Here is a 16959-nt window from a genome sequence, read left to right as displayed (position 1 = left end):
CCTCCATGTCAATATTTTGTAACCGAATGATTCAAGCGGATTGTCCGCCGGATTCCTTCTGGAAAATCTACCAGAGGCTGCCATCCGGTTGCTCTTTCCAGCTTTTTTATATCAGGAATCAGATTTGCCGGTCCCTCTGCGTTAGGCGCTCTTCTTCCATAGCTATAGCTTCCGTGAAAGCCTAAAACTTCATACATGATCCGGATGTATTCTCTTAAAGGCCTGTTTTCTCTTTCCGGTCCTGCTACATTATAAATTCCGGAAACGGATTCTTTCTCTTGTTCCATCAAAAGTATCAGCGCCTGAATGCAGTCATCGAGATATAAAAAGTTCCATATTTGTGTACATTCCCCCAGTGAAATATACTCTCCTCTGTGAAATGCCTTAAGGCAGCTTTCCACCAGAGACCAGGGATGATCTCCGGGGCCGTATACGCTGAATATTCTGGTATGGATATATTCCATCTCTGAAACGCCTGTCTTTTTCCAGTTCTCTGTTAATTCCAATGCCCTGTTTAAAAATTCCAGCTTGGCTCTGCCATATTCGGAGACCGGATTACACGGCATCTCCTCTTTCATTGTATCATTATGAATTCCATACTCCGCCTGGGAACCGCTGAAAAGAAAGCGTTTGCAGCCAAGTCGTCTGGCTCCTTCCAAAGCTTTTAAGGAATCCTCCACATTCTTCTGCTGAACCTCCCGTTTCATCCGGTTTTCACTCCCGGAGCCATCCCAGCCAAAATGGTAAAATGCCTGGCAGGGCTCGTGAATCACCTGGTCGAGATTATGAAGCTCTTCTAAGCTACGTTCGATTCGTACAAGACCCTCCCGCTCGGCTGCAAGGCTTCCGATATTCTTTGAACCGGGACGGATCACGGCAAAAACCTGATTCTTCTCTATTAATAGCCGGTCAACCAATGCTCTCCCAAGAAAACTGGTGGCCCCTGTTACAACAACGTTCAACGCTTTTCCTCCCCTTGTTATTCCCTGATCCTCGGGATGATCATATTCCGGTCCATCTCTTCATCGGAAAGGAATGGAGACATATCCTCTAACGGCGGCGAAATAAGGGTTCCATCCGGCAATCGTTTCGCAGAGGACTTCGGTTCAAAATTCTGGTCCTGGCTTACAAATACCTCGCAGATGACTGGTCCCTTCGTAGACAGCGCCGTTTCAATCGCATGTTTCAGCTGGCTGTTATGGCATGCACGAACATAAGGATAGCCATAGGCTGCTGAAAGCTTTTCCATGTCTGGGAAGCTTAAGTCCCGGCTGTCCACCCCGATTCCCACAAGCGGCTCTCCAAAGAAATTCTTCTGGGTCTGGCGGATGGAATGATATCCTCCGTTATTAATAAGGAATATCTTAACAGGCATATGGTGATGGATGATGGTCTGCAGCTCCTGTAAGTTCATCTGAATGCTCCCGTCACCTGTGACCAGGATGACATCCTCTCCCTGCTCCGCCACGCTTGCTCCAATGGCAGCCGGAAGATCATAGCCCATGGAAGCAACCGCTGAGTTGGATATGAATCGCTGTCCTTTCTTAATGATATAGGCATGTCCTCCTACAACACAAGCGGAGCCATTTCCAACCACGGTGACCCTGTCCTCAGGAACTCGGGTGCTTAGTTCCTTTATAAATGCATAAACATTGGCTTCCTCATCTTCTCCGCTTCTATAGTGCTTCGGAAGCACTACCGGGTATTTTTTCTTCCACATACGGCAGGTCTCATTCCAGGTCATGCTGTCAAGGCCTTTTCCGCCGGAGAAGAGTGGTTGTTTAAGGGAAGCTTTGTATTCTGAATCCAGAAGTTCGTCTAAGGCTGTCAGCAAAACCTTTACATCGGCTTGGATTTTCATGTCGGCGTGAACGGAGGGCTTCTTTAACTCCTCGGGGTCGATATCATTGACAATTACATAGGCTTCTCTGGCCCATGTAGTATAATTGTACCCCACCTGCCGGATGCTTAAGCGGCTTCCAAGGGAAAGGACTAAGTCACTGTTTTGAATGGCAAAGTTCCCTGCACGGTCTCCCATTCCGCCGCCCCGCCCTGTGTAAAGCGGATGCTCTTCTTCTATGCAGTCCTGACTGTTCCAGCCGGTCACTACAGGGATTCCCAGCTTGTCCACTACCCGAAGGAATATCTCATGGGCCTGTCCGATCCGGATTCCGTTGCCTGCATTGATTACTGGACGGGAAGATGATTTTATTTTTTCTAAAATGGCCCGGGCAGCATCTGCTGTCACCTTTTCCGGAAGAATCTGACGATTTTCTCCAAAGCCGGGGTCATCCTGTTTTATTTTTGCGTTGGTTTCGGAGGACCAGCCATCTCCGCCCTGCTCATAGTTTTCTGAGGAAAAACCGATTAAGTCTTCTGTTTCTATATAGGCACCCTGGACATTTAAGGGGATGTCCAGCCAGGTGGGGCCTGGACGGCCGGATAAGGCAAGGTAAATGGCTTTTTCTAATGTGTAGCGGATCCTCATGGGATCAATTACCATCTCACTGTATTTTGTCATACAGTCAATTGCCTTTGTTATATCAAACTCCTGGTCTCCCATGGCTCTGATCCCAACTCCTGACCATCTGGCTGTTGTGTCATAGCGCACCTGACCGGATAGAATTAACATGGGAATGGAATCCAGAAAACCTCCAAGTACTCCGGTGATGGCATTGGTGCCGCCTGGGCCTGTGGTTACGCAGACTGCAGCTATACGGTCCTTAATTCTGGCATAGGACTCGGCCGCTATGGCACATGCCTGCTCATGATGGTTATATAAGCATTGCATTCCCTCCTGATGCCCCAGGGCGTCGTTTAAATGCATGGCGCCTCCGCCTGTAACCGTAAACACCTGTGTAATCCCGGAATCAACCAACTTCTGGGAGATATAATTGGATACTTTCATTCTCATGGATCTTCTCTCCTCTTTTTTAGATGTTTATTTTGAACTTTTACGGACTGTAGCTTGAGGTGTAGGCTGTAGCCCACATCGTATACTCTAGTCCGCAGTGCAGCCTGTGAAGCCTGCGGCTTCACAGGCTCACGGGCTTCGCCCTATGAATTAGAACACGGAAATTTTTTCTTACGTGCAAGCACGACGAAAAAATTTTCGTGTTCTAATTCGCACTGCTCATTGCTTTCGTGTAGATTATACCACACACCCCCCCTTTTTCCTATTTAAAGTTTTCTTACTTTCTTTTCTTTTTGGTTGCTCCTAACCCCTGGGATTTCTCTTCTTTTTTCTTTTTATGTTATCTCCTTCCATATCTGCCATCAAACCACACTATCTATAGGCCTTCATAATACGGTATAATCGCAGGGTAATGCAACTATGGATTTTCGGCCACGATAAAACTTATTGCAAAAAAGGAGAGAACATATTTATGAAAAAGCACTTAAAATTGATGGCTGTATTATCCGCTGCCGGTGTTTTAACCGTAGCAGCTCCAGAGCTGGGCTTAATCAGCACAGCAGCCACCGCCTACGCTAAGGTAGTTGGCTGGGTTGAAGAAAACGGAAGCTGGAAATTTTATGAAGATAATGACAGCTACGTAACCGATTCCTGGAAAAAGCGAGGCGAAGACTGGTTCTACTTAAATGAGGACGGCAATGTCGCCACTAATACACAAATCGATGAATATTACGTAGACGAAAATGGGAAAAGAGTTTCTGACAAATGGGTTTCCATGGCCAATGAAAACTTCTGGGATTCTGCTGATGCCCCTGAGTTTTTATGGCACTACTATGGGAAAAACGGTAAGGAAGTTGTTTCCAAGTGGCAGAAAATCAATGATAATGTGTACTACTTCAACGACCAGGGTGAAATGCAGACCGGAAAGATCGAGATTGAAGGAAGTATTTATTATTTAGGACAAGAGAATGACGGCGTTATGAAGACAGGCTGGATTGAGCTTGAAAATGACTCCGACGAACTTGATGAAACTCATTCCTGGTACTATTTTGATAAGAGCGGCCGTATGGTAGAAAACCAGGTCGACAAAAAGATCGATGGAAACTATTATACCTTTGTAAACGGAATCATGCAGAAAGGCTGGTACAAGCTTCCTGTTACTGCAACCGAATCCGAAGCAACCGCTGATGCAACTACAGCAGCTGGATACCAGTATTATGATCCAGAGAGTGGTGCACGGGTTAACGGTTGGAAGGAAATCGAAGGTATTGAAGGACTTAGCGAAGAGGGAGAAATCTACAACTTCTATTTCAAGAACGGTGCTCCTTCCTGTGCAGCAAATGGTCTTGAATTAGTTACCATTGATTCCAAAAAATATGCATTCAATACAAAGGGAGAAATGCAGACCGGACTGAACGTTATCAACTTAGAAGACGGCGGAATCGCTAATTTCTACTTTGGAACAGACGGTGCCATGGCTACCGGAAAGCAGACAATTTACAACGAAGATCTGGATGAGAATCAGGTATGGTTCTTCCAGACAGAAGGTACTAACAAAGGACAGGGAGTTCACGGTATCCGTGACAACGTCCTGTATGAATATGGCTTAAGAAAAGAAGCTGATGCCGACTTAAAGGTTGCTCCTATTTCCTTTGAAGGCACACAGTATCTGGTAAATGCCAGCGGTTCCCTCCAGAAAGCATCTTCCTCTTCCAAGTCAGCTACAAAGCCAGATCTTGGAGCAGGATATAAGGATTATAAGGATTCCAATGACAAAGTATGGATTGTCGATGTAAACGGCATTATCCAGTAAATTTTAAAATATTACAAATGATTCATCCGTTCAAACATAAAGAGATCCGCACGTTCGCCGCGTGCGGATCTCTTTTATGCATTCTGCACCAATTATCCGGGGGTTTTTGTATACCTTCTATAAACTTACAACTTTTTATATTTTTAGTACTTTTTTGCGTTATAATTAAAATTATTTTACGTTATATATTATAGAGGTAGATTGTTTTTATGGTAAAAAAAAGGAGGAGACCGATGAGAGAACTGTCCGTGTACTATTGTCCCAAATGCGGTTACTATGGATATTATCAGCTTCAGCGGAACGCAGTTTGTCCCAAGTGCAGGGAGGATATGGTAACCTTATCCATCAGTTATCAGGATTTTATGGATCTCTCCTGTGAAGCAAGAGATGAATTACTTTCCACCCATATCGTTGCCGCATCATCTCCCTACGTCCAGCGCCTGTTGGCGCCACACAGAGTCAATAACAACCGGGAGATTATTGCCCTTATGGGGGAGCGCATTACCGAATTAGAAACAGAAAATGAAAAGCTGAATAAAACTATTGAATGGATGCATCAAACAATATGGGAACTGATGCGCAAGACAAAGGGATATGATCCCGGCAACGAGGAAAATTCCAAAACCGGGATCGATCCCTGACAGGGATACTCCCGGGAGTGCCCCCGCACTCCCTGGCTATCCCTAGTCAGGCAACCTCGTCAGCTCTTATGTAACGACCTATTAATCTGTTAAGCGTCTGATTTAACCTTTTAATCACTTTATGGAGTTTCTCATTCTCTTCCATAAGCCTCTCATTCTCAATCTCTATAATCCTTAGCCTCTCAGCATCTGTCATATAGAAAACCCTCCTTTTTTGCTTTTCTTGTAATCACTATAAGCCGTTTTCTATTGTTTGAAAAGCGAAACAAATCGCAATATTCGACATTTTTTTGTCATTCTTTAATAAATTAGCCATATTTTTATCCAAAAAGAAGCAAAAATACAACATCTATTTATACCAATAAAACAAGGTACAATATGTGCCGTGTAGGATTGTCGATAAAATTCGTGAAAAATTGATCACTTCTGATAACCTTTTAACGACTATATGCAACAATTCACATCATTTTTCTGATATCCAGGGTACCTGTGGTTTATTAGGGACCTATTGGGTGGTCTGAGGTAGTTATATTACGTATACTCCAAAGTAATAGATAGGGCGACTGCATTAAAAATACGGATATTTATTATGACCGATTGGGCGGCAAGCAGACGATGGAAAGAAGTTCGGTATCGGAAAAGATGTTGAGTAACGAGAGAGTTGACGTAAAAAAGCAAGCGTATATTACGCCTGCTTTTTCAAATTTGGAAAAAATTTAATTAATTTATCGTTCAATCCGAACTCGTTTTGAAATATCTTCCTTTTCTTTTGCTTCAGGCTCTTTTACAATACCTCCAAAAGGCATTTGGCCAATCAGCAGATAGCTTTCCGGCAAATGAAACAGTTCCCGGACTTTCTGATCTATAACAGGATTGTAATGCTGTAAGGAAGCACCGATCCCTAATTCCCGCAGCCCGCTCCAGATGCTGATTTGAAGCATTGCACTGGACTGCATCGCCCAGGCGGGGAAATTATCTGCATATAGCGGAAACTGTCCCTGAAGCCCTTTTACGACCTCCTGATCGTAGAAATAAAGAATGGTTCCTGCCCCTGCTTTAAAGCTGTCTATTTTTTCTCTTGGAACCTGGCCCCCGAAAGCGTCATAGATAGAATCCCATAATAGCTCCTGCTTTTCTTCTAAGGCCACCACAATGCGGGAGCTTTTCATATTAAAAGCATCGGGCACCAGTTCTGTCAATTTTTCAATCTGTTCAATGACTTCGCTAGTATCAACGGGAAGTTCTTTATTAATGTTGTAATAGCTTCTTCTCTTTTCTAATGATTTAATAATGCTCATTTTAATTCCTCCTGATTTAATTAAATAATTTTAGTTTTATTAGTCGTCATATGACATTCTCTTTTGTAAGAATGTTCCCTGATTCAGATCTGTAAAAGCTTTTTGCAATTCGGCTTTCGTATTCATGACAATGGGGCCGCCCCAGGCTATAGGCTCTCCCAAAGACGTTGAACTTATAAATAATACCTGAGCATTTTTTTCAGCACTTTTTATCTCGACCGTGTCTCCAGAGGTAAGCTTTGCCGCTGTTTTCTCTCTCACCAGTTCTCCTCCTACAGAAACCTCTCCTGACAGGGTAAAGATCATAACCGAGCGGTTTGGCTCCGTATCTATGGAAATGGAAGCGTTGGGATCAAGATGGATATCGTAGTAATCCAGAGGAAGATATTTGCCCTCATATCCTTTATTGTCTTTATATTGCCCGGCAAGCAGTCTCAGTTTTCCATTTTCAAGTTTGATCTCTTCAATCTCATCATTTTTTATGCTGTGGTAAGAAGGAGCGGTCATTTTATCCTTTGACGGTAAATTCAGCCACAGCTGTACTCCAAGCATTCGTTCTGACGCAGGCAGTTTCTCTTCATGCAGAATTCCGGAGCCTGCTGTCATCCACTGGACTTCTCCGTCTGAAATGGAATCTTCATTTCCCAAACTATCCTTATGAACCATCTGCCCACGGTATACATAACTAATGGTTTCAATACCCCTATGCGGGTGCATGGGGAATCCGGCCGTGTAATCATCGGGATTTGTACTGTCAAAGGAATCCAGCATCAAAATTGGATCGTATTCTTCCATTGTTTCATGTCCTAACACCCTTACCAGGTTCACGCCTGCACCATCCTGGGTTCTAAAACCTCTTACCTGTCTTTTAATCTTTCTCTCCATTTATCTCATCTCCAAACTTTTTTAATAAAATTGCCAATTGTTCTTTTTCTTCGTCAGTCCAATGAGTCATTAACTCAATAATTCTGGCTTCATTTCTTGGATATACCTGACCAATCAATTCTTGTCCCTGAGCTGTTATATGGAGAATGCATCGCCTCTTATCTTTGCTGTCTGCTTTCCTTATAAGATACCCTCTTTTTTCAAGGTTATTTATAATAAGAGGAATGGTCCCGCTGGAACTTAATATTTTTTCCTGAACCTGACCGATGGTCATGTCTCCTTTGTGATATAATGCCTCTAATACGGCAAATTGGCCCATGGTAAGATTGTACTCTGAAAATATCTTGGTTGATTGGCGGTCAATATAGTTTACGGCCCGGTGGAGGCCTATTAGGATTTTTAATTCTGTTTTTGCCATTTCATCTCCTATATTATCTCTATGTAGTTATATATTACTCTATGTAGAGATAAATTGCAAGTGGTTTTTTAATTATTTTTTTTGACTTTTTTTTGCTAGGGTCGTACAAATGCATAGAAAAAACTGCCAATCATTTAAACTCAAAGATTGGCAGTTAAATATAAATTCTATATTTTTTGTTACTATGGTTACCGATTCACTAAAATAAATCTCATCAACCAATATATACGCTATTTAAAACGCTCTTCTAATTCTTTTACTATAAAAGCTTCCATCTTTTCCGCGGCGTCGTGATTATCAGCACTTACAGAAAGATATACCTTTAATTTAGGCTCTGTTCCCGATGGTCTGATTACTATCGAAGTATTACTCTCCAACATATACTTCAACACATCTGATTTCGGAAGTTGATTAATGCCTTCAAGATAATCTCTTACTTCTATTACCTTCCTACCTGCGATTTCTTTTAAAGATGTTTTACGCAGTTCCTGCATTATCATTTGCATCTTTTGGAAACCTTCAGCTCCTTCAAAAGTATAACTATGCAAAGTATTTAAACAATAGCCATACCTTTGGTATAAATCATTCAGAACGTCTATCATACTAAGCCCTTGGTTTTTATAATATGCAAACATCTCACATATCATTAATGATCCGTCTACCGCATCCTTATCACGTACATACCCACCAGTTAAGTAACCATAACTTTCTTCAAAACCAAAGATAAAACGCTCTTCTTCACCTTTTGCTTCTAATAAACCAATTTGCTCGCCGATAAACTTAAAACCGGTTAACACGTCGATGACTTGCACTCCGTAGTCTTCTGCGATTCTATTTGCCATATCAATGGTAACAATAGTTTTTACTAAAATAGGATTTTTCGGCATTTTATTGAGGGCTATTCTGCGCTTACAAATATAATCCAAAAGCAGCATTCCCACTTCATTTCCGCTAAGAAGAACATAATCCTCATTACTACGCACAGCAATTCCCACACGGTCACAATCCGGGTCCGTAGCTAAAAGCAGGTCGCTTCCTAGTTCTTTCGCATCTCGTAGACCTAATTCCAAAGCTTCTTTTATCTCTGGATTCGGATATGGACAGGTTAGAAATCTCCCATCCGGTTTTTCCTGCTCTTTTACTACTGATATATTCGTAAACCCATTTTCTTTCAGAACCTGTGTTACACATTTTAATCCAGCACCATTTAGTGGGGTATAAACAATTGAAAAACTTTTATCTGTTTCGTCTTCGCATAAAGTCTGGGAAGAAACTGCGTTTAGATACTCTCTAACCACCTGATCTCCAATATATGTTACTTTTTCCTGGGCTAAAGCTTCCTCAAATAAACATTTCTTTACGTCTTTAAAAACATCTGCTGCTTCTATTTCAGCCAAAATAGAAGCTGCTGCATCCGTAGTAATCTGGCAGCCATCACTTCCATATACTTTATAACCATTGTATTTAGACGGGTTGTGACTGGCAGTGATTACAATTCCACCTGAGCATTTTAAATGTCGAACAGCAAATGACAATGAAGGGGTCGGCATAAGCTCTGGATAAATATATACGCGAACTCCATTAGCCGCAAATACTTCTGCTGCTACTTTAGCAAATACATCTGATTTTATCCGGCTGTCGTAAGCGATTGCCACAGATGGGGAAGCAGTTTGTTTTTTTAAATAATTACTATATCCCTGAGTAGCTTTCGCTACTGTATAGATATTCATTCGATTGGTTCCCGCTCCAATTATACCACGAAGGCCGCCAGTACCAAATTCTAGATTTTTGTAAAAACGATCAAAAATTTCCTTCTCCGATTCTTTTATGCTTTCTAATTCTAATATTAAATCTTCATCCGCTAATTTATGTGTTCTCCATTCATTCCATGCATTTTGTATAATCTTATCCATTTCCCTTTTTAATTTCCCTTCTTTAATAAACATAATTACTATTATCCGAATTGTTTTTCGACATTACTTTCTCAACTAATACATATCTATATTAATCAAATTTAAATAAGTTATTTATCATAATTTATCGTTTTTTATCACTGGCATCCTAAATTTATCAAAATCTAAAGTAAATAAATGGATTAAACTTAGAGCCCACAACAAATATAATTGAAATCATAAATAAAAGTAAATACAGTAGATCTACTAAAACAATACCTACATTATTTACTCTTAATGTCCCTTCTTTACAATATTTACTAATTTTAGCTTTCACAAATCCAACTACCGGAGTACTAAAAATAATGCCCAAAATAACCATAAATATTGCAAAATTATCTAGACTTAGAAAAAAATATTCCATATGTGTCACATCCAAAACAAACATTTTTTTAATATAAGTTACCGCATCCATTAAAGTATTTGCTCTAAAGAACACCCAGCCAATCATAAAAATCAATATTGTATAAATATGGCTAAAAAACTTCGGTATTTTTTTTAAGAGTTTATTAACCCCTATGCGCTCTATAATCAAAAAAGTCCCATGATATAGGCCCCATACAATAAAGTTTAATGCAGCACCATGCCATAACCCCGTGCAAAAAAATACTATGATATTGTTTATGTATGTTCTAACTAATCCTTTCCGATTTCCTCCTAACGGTATATAGAGGTAATCTTTAAACCATGAAGATAATGATATGTGCCATCTACGCCAGAATTCTTGAATCGAACTTGAAATATATGGATAATTAAAGTTTTCCAAAAAATGAAACCCAAAAATTCTACCCATTCCAATAGCCATATCAGAATATGCGGAAAAGTCAAAATATATTTGTAACGAATAGGATAGTATGCCCAACCATGCTAAAGGTGTATTAAGATAAACTGAGGTAAATGCATAATCCGCAAGTTTAGCAGTAAAATTTGCTATAAATACCTTCTTTGCCAACCCTAAAATAAAACGTTTTAATCCTTCCCTTATATCATCAATATTTATACTTCGATTGTCAATTTCTTTTTCCACATCAATATATCGAACAATCGGCCCTGCAATCAACTGGGGAAATAACATAATATATAAACCTAGATTAACAAACTTCTTCTGCGACTGAACTTGTTTTCTATAAACATCAATTACATAGGACATAATTTGAAAAGTAAAAAATGAAATTCCAATAGGTAATGGTATAATCGGGACATTAATGTTAAAATTAGGATCTATAAACCCTATAAAATAATTTAATCCATTTACTATAAAATTAAAATATTTAAAAAATCCTAGTATTCCTAAGTTAAATACTATAGATACAATTAATATAGTTTTAGGATGCTTACAATTCTCTTCCCCAATATACTTTCCAAAACAAAAATTTGCAATAGTTGAAAAAAGTATTAATAATGCATATTGTAGACCACCCCATGCATAAAATACAAAAGAGGCAATGAATAACCAAAGATTTCTATATTTAGGATTTATCAAATAATAAATACTCAGTACTGTCGGAAAAAATAAAAGTAAAAAAATTGATGAAGCAAATACCATACAGCTTGTTCCTCCTTAAAAAATTTACTGTTGCTGTGATAAATAAGCGGATAGATAATGCACAAAATCAATATGAGATTGAGGAAGCTCACAAGCATTATTTTCTATGTATATAATATCTGATTGATTTACAATATCATCAAAATTCATATCATCAATTGCTACACCAGGAATTGATCCTTCCCATTTTGTATGATTCCCCTCTAAATATAATTTATCTTGGAATTGTGTATATTGGCTTCTCCAAAGATAACTGAATGGCATATTACTTTTTTGAAATAAATTTACTAAGCTATGACTAAAACTGGTAGACATTGCAAACGCACGTTTAAGCTCTATATTATTTTCGTTCAATTCTATATTTGCAGTATAGTAATCCTCTTCATAATTAGAATAATATAAATTTAAAAGTTTTAAGTAATCCTGTTCGTCCCACTCGGCATTTTCAATTTTTTGATATGATAAATTTATATGTGGGATATCAATGGAACTTTTATCTTCTATAAAGTTCAACATTTCCATAAGTGCCTGTGAGGTCGCATACTGACTCCAATGAATTCCTGTTCTATAAAATACGGGATAATCACCATTGTTTTTTAATTGCAGCGTTAGCTTTGTAAAATCAAGATAATTAATATTACACTCATCAAAATCCTTAATTAAAGTTCTTCTAATATTAGCAGTTTCATTTAAACAATTGTAGGCTGCTTTATAATTCCAAGGCAAATCTTCAGGAAAAATCTCTGCTTTACTTGGTGTAATTAAGTAAACAAACACTTTCCCTCTCGCTTCTAATTCTTCTTGTATCAGCTTTAGATTTTCTGCGTAATTTTTAACCTGTTCTTCGTCTAAAGTTCCAACAAGAGATTGATTGGTAAAGTTCTCACCAAAAAGGTTGCCATCCTTACCAGCTTTAATACCATTAACAACACTACCAGTATTAAATAAAATTTGGTCATATGCTTTTACTAAATAAGTTCTAAAAGGAAAATTATCAGAAAACCAATTTGAGTACTGAGTCTGAAATTCCCCATTCATTATAGTTGTTATTTCTCTTTTTGGTCTTTCATTTTGCACTACTACCCCGCTTAACATCGTTTGTGGCGAAATCCCCGTATAAAACAATACAGCAAAAACTAACATAATTGATATATTCAGTATTATAAAAACGTATTTCCATTTTACCATAATTATTCTCATAAGATTATGACCAATAATCTTACTCCTCCTCTCACATGTAATTATACTCCCGGAATCTAGAAGCCTTATGTAACACAACTTCCAGATTCCATTTTTACTAAAATACCCATCCTTTTTATAAAGTACACCTGAAAAACGTCATAAAGTATGGCACTTTGCACTTTTAATTAAAAAAGCATCTCTTCATTTTTCGGAGGATCTTCTTGTTACCTTGTAACCGATGAAATTCTAGAGAAGCAGGCAGTAAAGTCATCCGTCATATTATAATGTCCTTTCACTGTATAACTGTGACATAATCGTTTTCTCCCTGTTAAAATACTTTTGCATTTTAGTCTACAGTTACTCACGTATCTCATTTAATATTTTAGTAATTTGTTCCGCACACTCAATCCAAGAAACTGCATGCCATTCCCTAGCTATTTTTTCTTCACGCTTTTTTAATTCTTCTTTACTATTTGAATAATATAATATTTTCTCCGCCCATTTCATTGTGTCAAAAGGATGGACATAATCAATGAAGTCTTGACCAATTTCTCGTAGCGGATCAACATCAGATGCAATACAGAACTTACCATAATTAAGACTTTCAGGTAAAGTAAGGCTCCAGCCTTCATACATACTTGCTAAAATTGTAAAAAGACAATTTCTATAAAGTACTTCCATCTCTTTGTCTGTTGGAGAAATGACTAAAATTTTATCTTTTACCCTATTATCTTTTCTTAATATTTCCAGAAAATTTTCTGTTTTCCAACCTGGATACCCTGCAAATACCATTTGAGGAATTTTATACTCGCTTTGATTTATCATATTAAGATAAGCTTTATATAATGATTCATGGTTTTTTCTCATTTCAATAGACCCAACTGTTAAAGTGTACGGTCCTTTTATCCCTAAATTTTCTAATATCTTTTTATCGTTTGCTTCCTTATTTGGATTATTTACAATATTGCTCCCAAACTTTATTGGATATCCAGGTTTTACATTAAAATTATTTCTACGAAAATATTCTTCAGCGTCGCGCATGCAAGTAGCGCCTCCATAAAATATATAATCGCTTAATTCACTAGTATTTTTCAGAAAAGGGACATAATACTTCCTTGTCATTTCCATATGCACCTGTGGATATAAAATGGGTGTTAAGTCATAAATAAGCTGAATAAATTTAAATCCGATATCCATTTTGGCCTTAATTAATGAAGGATAAAGTTCTTGGTGAAAACCTGTACCAGTTGAAAGAATAATATCATTCTTGTTAAACGGAAAAGCCATCGTACTCAGCCCTATAGAACTTCTCATCTCAGTTTTTAACCCTTTAGAAAGTCTTTTGCTCTTAACTTTTAACCCTAAATTTATATATGGCTGATGTAATTTTTTTGGCAATACACTGCAGAACAACCAAAATGGTCCTACTGTCTGCTGAATTTCTTGCTTAATATCCTCATTATTTTCTCTATAAGTGTCAGGCCTTAATGAAGCTAAATAAGGGCGCATATTATTAAACGATGTTTCAATATCATCTTCTTCAAAAAGCGGCGCTAGTGTACTCTTATCAATATTAATACACCCCTCTTTCGTTAATGCAATAAACTTCATACGTGGCATTATATAAGCTAAAAGCCGCGCAATTATTAACTGTGTTCTCAGAATACCACTGACATAAGCCCCACTTCTACTTAACTCCCATGCCAAAGTGAGATCCATATATATATCAGCTAAACTTGTCTTTTCTTTCTCTCCTTTTAACAGTAGTATTTTTTCTTCTATCATTTCTGCACAATCATTCCAAGTTATAACCTTCCAATTGTCTTTTATCTTTTTTTCATACTCTTTAACCTTTAATGGATTTTGATAAAAATAAATAATCCGTTCTGCCCAAGCCCTTGCATCTAATGGTTCTACAAATTCAGTTATTCCGATACCAATTTCAATTAGTGGATCTACTTTTGAAGAAATGCATAACTTACCATATCCTAATGCCTCAGGTAATGTTAAACTCCAACCTTCATACAAACTTGGTAAAAGTGCAAATAAACAATTTTTATATATTAAATCTAATTCTTCATCTGAAGGCCTTAACATTATTATTTTTCCTTTTAGCCTAGGATCCAATTTTATACATTCGACTAAATTATCCTGCATATATGCCCCACCTACAATAACAAATTGAGGAATCTCATCTACATTAAACTTTTCCAACATAAAAATATATGCTTGATAAATAGTTTCATAGTTTTTCCTTGGTTCAATTGACCCAACTGCCATTATGTATTTGTCTTCTATACCAAGCTTTTTAAGTGTTAGTTCTTTATTGACTACATCTGAGTTCCTAACAATTTCTGCCCCAAACTTAATTGGATAGCCTTTGGGAATTGGAAGATTATGTTCTCTTAGGTATTGCTCCGTATCTCGTTGCGCTGTAGCTCCACCATATAATATCATGTCAGAATTATTTGCTATCCACTTAATATATCTGTCGAATTGATTTTCTCCATATAAGTGAGCAGTCCCTTCCTTGATAAGGATAATGTCATATACTAAATAAACCAGCCCAATATTATTGTTTTCACTTTTCAATTTAGAAAAGAAATACTCTTTACTAGACTCAAACCATCCACAGGAAAAAATAATGTCATTCTCCCCATATGGATGACTAAATTTTTTCTGTTCTTTTGCTGGTCTTTTATTTCTATTAATCTTTTTTATTAACGCACGTAACCTAGAAGCAAATGAAATTGGTAGAAATATAAAACCGAAGGCTACTCTTGCAATTGGCTTTATAATAGGTGACTTTCTTGCAATATATAATTTTCCGGCTTCTCTTAGCCGTTCTCTTCTACTATCAGAAAAGGCATATGCATTATCTAATCCAATAGGATTTTGTATAACTTTCTGCTTTTGGTTAGGAACTATATTATTTCTACCCATTGCAGTCATATATGCGTCTGTTACACTATCCGCATTCCATAACCACTCTAAACTATCAGAGGTAATTTCTACAAAACCGCTGTTATTACATATGCTAAATCTTATATTCTCATAGTTTTTCTTAAGATTATATGCAATTTCTAATTCAGCACGAATAATTCCAATAACGCCGCCTCGCCATGTGCACATACTGTTCGTCAAATCCATCCAAATATCCATACAATTTTTCCTCATCCAATATATATTTCATAACCCATAAAATGGTTCTACACTCAGACGCAGAAGAAATAACTTACTCAATCTCCACGTCTAAAATAGAACCATTTTATTTATAATTATTTACTTATTTCAGACCAGCTTTGACTATCTCCAAGTCATTCTCTGTCATTCTCTTCACTAAATTATCAAAACTCACTTCACGTCTCCACCCAAGTGCTTTTTCCGCTTTTGCAGGATTCCCTAATAACACTTCTACTTCAGCTGGCCTAAAGAACTTAGGATTAATCTTAACTACTATTCTTCCACTTGCCTTGTCAATGCCCACCTCATCAATGCCAGTACCATTCCATTCAATTTCAATATCTGCGTAATTAAACGCTTTCTCTACAAACTCACGAACAGTTCGGGTTTCATTCGTAGCAATAACATAATCATCTGGTGTTTCTTGTTGAAGCATTAACCACATAGCTTGAACATAATCTTGTGAATGCCCCCAATCTCTCTTACTATCCATATTTCCTAATTCTAAGCATTCCTGGAATCCACATTTGATCCTAGCTACTGCATTAGTAATCTTTCGTGTAACAAATTCTTTTCCTCTTCTTTCGCTTTCATGGTTAAATAAAATTCCACTACATGCATATAAATTATAACTTTCTCTATAATTTTTAGTAATCCAATGACCATAAACCTTTGCAACACCATATGGACTTCTTGGATAAAATGGTGTATTCTCTGTCTGGGGCATTTCCTGTACTAAGCCAAACATTTCACTTGTTGAGGCTTGATAAAATCGTGCTTCTGGTTTAATTGTTCTAATAGCTTCCAGCATATTAGTTACACCTATTGCATCAATATCTGCTGTAGCAAGAGGTTGCTCCCAACTCGTTGCAACAAAAGACTGGGCAGCCAGATTATATACCTCATCTGCCTGAGAAATTCTCATTGCGTTTATTAATGAAATAGGGTCCGTCATATCTGCATATATAAAATTAATCTTGTCTTTAATATGCTCTACATTTCCGTAATCCACAACACTTTTTCTTCTCATAATTCCGTAAACGGTATAACCTTTTTCAAGTAACAATTCCGCAAGATATGAACCATCCTGGCCAGTTATTCCTGTTATTAATGCCTTTTTCATAGTT

Annotated in this window: 13 protein-coding genes; 2 read left to right on the top strand and 11 right to left on the bottom strand. The window is 37.7% G+C overall.

The features are described from left to right. Nucleotides 1–8: 8 nt before the first annotated feature. Both ACHZES_RS17585 and ACHZES_RS17580 read right to left on the bottom strand, forming a co-directional pair. A complete protein-coding gene (locus tag ACHZES_RS17585) occupies nt 9–962 on the bottom strand; it encodes an NAD-dependent epimerase/dehydratase family protein (protein WP_395546952.1) in 954 nt (317 codons plus the stop codon). 17 nt (nt 963–979) lie between these two features. Further along, nucleotides 980–2914, bottom strand: coding sequence for a thiamine pyrophosphate-binding protein (locus ACHZES_RS17580; RefSeq protein WP_395546953.1), 1935 nt, complete (start codon nt 2912–2914; stop codon nt 980–982). A 472-nt stretch (nt 2915–3386) separates the two neighbouring features. Between ACHZES_RS17580 and ACHZES_RS17575 the strand changes: the two genes are divergently transcribed. Together ACHZES_RS17575 and ACHZES_RS17570 are read left to right on the top strand one after the other, a co-directional pair. Further along, nucleotides 3387–4727, top strand: a complete 1341-nt coding sequence (locus tag ACHZES_RS17575) for a cell wall-binding protein (RefSeq protein ID WP_395546955.1) — start codon at nt 3387–3389, stop codon at nt 4725–4727. A 233-nt stretch (nt 4728–4960) separates the two neighbouring features. Then, complete coding sequence (locus ACHZES_RS17570; protein ID WP_038277604.1) at nt 4961–5368, top strand: hypothetical protein; 408 nt, start codon at nt 4961–4963, stop codon at nt 5366–5368. 46 nt (nt 5369–5414) lie between these two features. Here ACHZES_RS17570 and ACHZES_RS17565 read toward each other — a convergent pair whose 3' ends face one another. The 9 genes from ACHZES_RS17565 to gmd all read right to left on the bottom strand — a co-directional run bounded on the left by ACHZES_RS17565 (nt 5415) and on the right by gmd (nt 16955). Continuing rightward, nucleotides 5415–5564: a hypothetical protein gene (locus ACHZES_RS17565; RefSeq protein WP_166429694.1), complete on the bottom strand. Its 150-nt coding sequence runs from the start codon at nt 5562–5564 to the stop codon at nt 5415–5417. A 529-nt stretch (nt 5565–6093) separates the two neighbouring features. Then, nucleotides 6094–6666 (bottom strand): nitroreductase family protein, encoded by a 573-nt coding sequence (locus ACHZES_RS17560; RefSeq protein ID WP_395546956.1) that lies wholly within the window; start codon nt 6664–6666, stop codon nt 6094–6096. Nucleotides 6667–6705: 39 nt separating this feature from the next. After that, entirely contained in the window at nt 6706–7551 is an 846-nt protein-coding gene (locus tag ACHZES_RS17555; protein WP_395546957.1) for a pirin family protein, read from the bottom strand. Next, complete coding sequence (locus ACHZES_RS17550; protein WP_395546958.1) at nt 7535–7969, bottom strand: MarR family winged helix-turn-helix transcriptional regulator; 435 nt, start codon at nt 7967–7969, stop codon at nt 7535–7537. Before ACHZES_RS17550 ends, ACHZES_RS17555 begins: the two co-directional genes overlap by 17 nt. Before the next feature lie 230 nt (nt 7970–8199). Next, on the bottom strand, nt 8200–9882 hold the full coding sequence (locus tag ACHZES_RS17545; protein ID WP_395547287.1) for a phospho-sugar mutase: 1683 nt from the start codon (nt 9880–9882) through the stop codon (nt 8200–8202). A 157-nt stretch (nt 9883–10039) separates the two neighbouring features. After that, a complete protein-coding gene (locus ACHZES_RS17540) occupies nt 10040–11467 on the bottom strand; it encodes an MBOAT family O-acyltransferase (RefSeq protein ID WP_395546959.1) in 1428 nt (475 codons plus the stop codon). A 24-nt stretch (nt 11468–11491) separates the two neighbouring features. After that, a complete protein-coding gene (locus ACHZES_RS17535; RefSeq protein WP_404820253.1) occupies nt 11492–12667 on the bottom strand; it encodes an alginate O-acetyltransferase AlgX-related protein in 1176 nt (391 codons plus the stop codon). A gap of 339 nt (nt 12668–13006) precedes the next feature. Continuing rightward, complete coding sequence (locus ACHZES_RS17530) at nt 13007–15811, bottom strand: glycosyltransferase (protein ID WP_395546961.1); 2805 nt, start codon at nt 15809–15811, stop codon at nt 13007–13009. Between the two features lie 124 nt (nt 15812–15935). After that, a complete protein-coding gene (gene gmd / locus ACHZES_RS17525; RefSeq protein WP_395546963.1) occupies nt 15936–16955 on the bottom strand; it encodes a GDP-mannose 4,6-dehydratase in 1020 nt (339 codons plus the stop codon). Nucleotides 16956–16959: the final 4 nt, after the last annotated feature.

Source organism: Lacrimispora sanguinis (assembly GCF_044987295.1).
In the GTDB taxonomy this organism is placed as follows: domain Bacteria; phylum Bacillota; class Clostridia; order Lachnospirales; family Lachnospiraceae; genus Lacrimispora; species Lacrimispora celerecrescens_B.
Note: the sequence above shows the minus strand (reverse complement) of the source record. Positions and strands in the feature narration are given on the sequence as shown.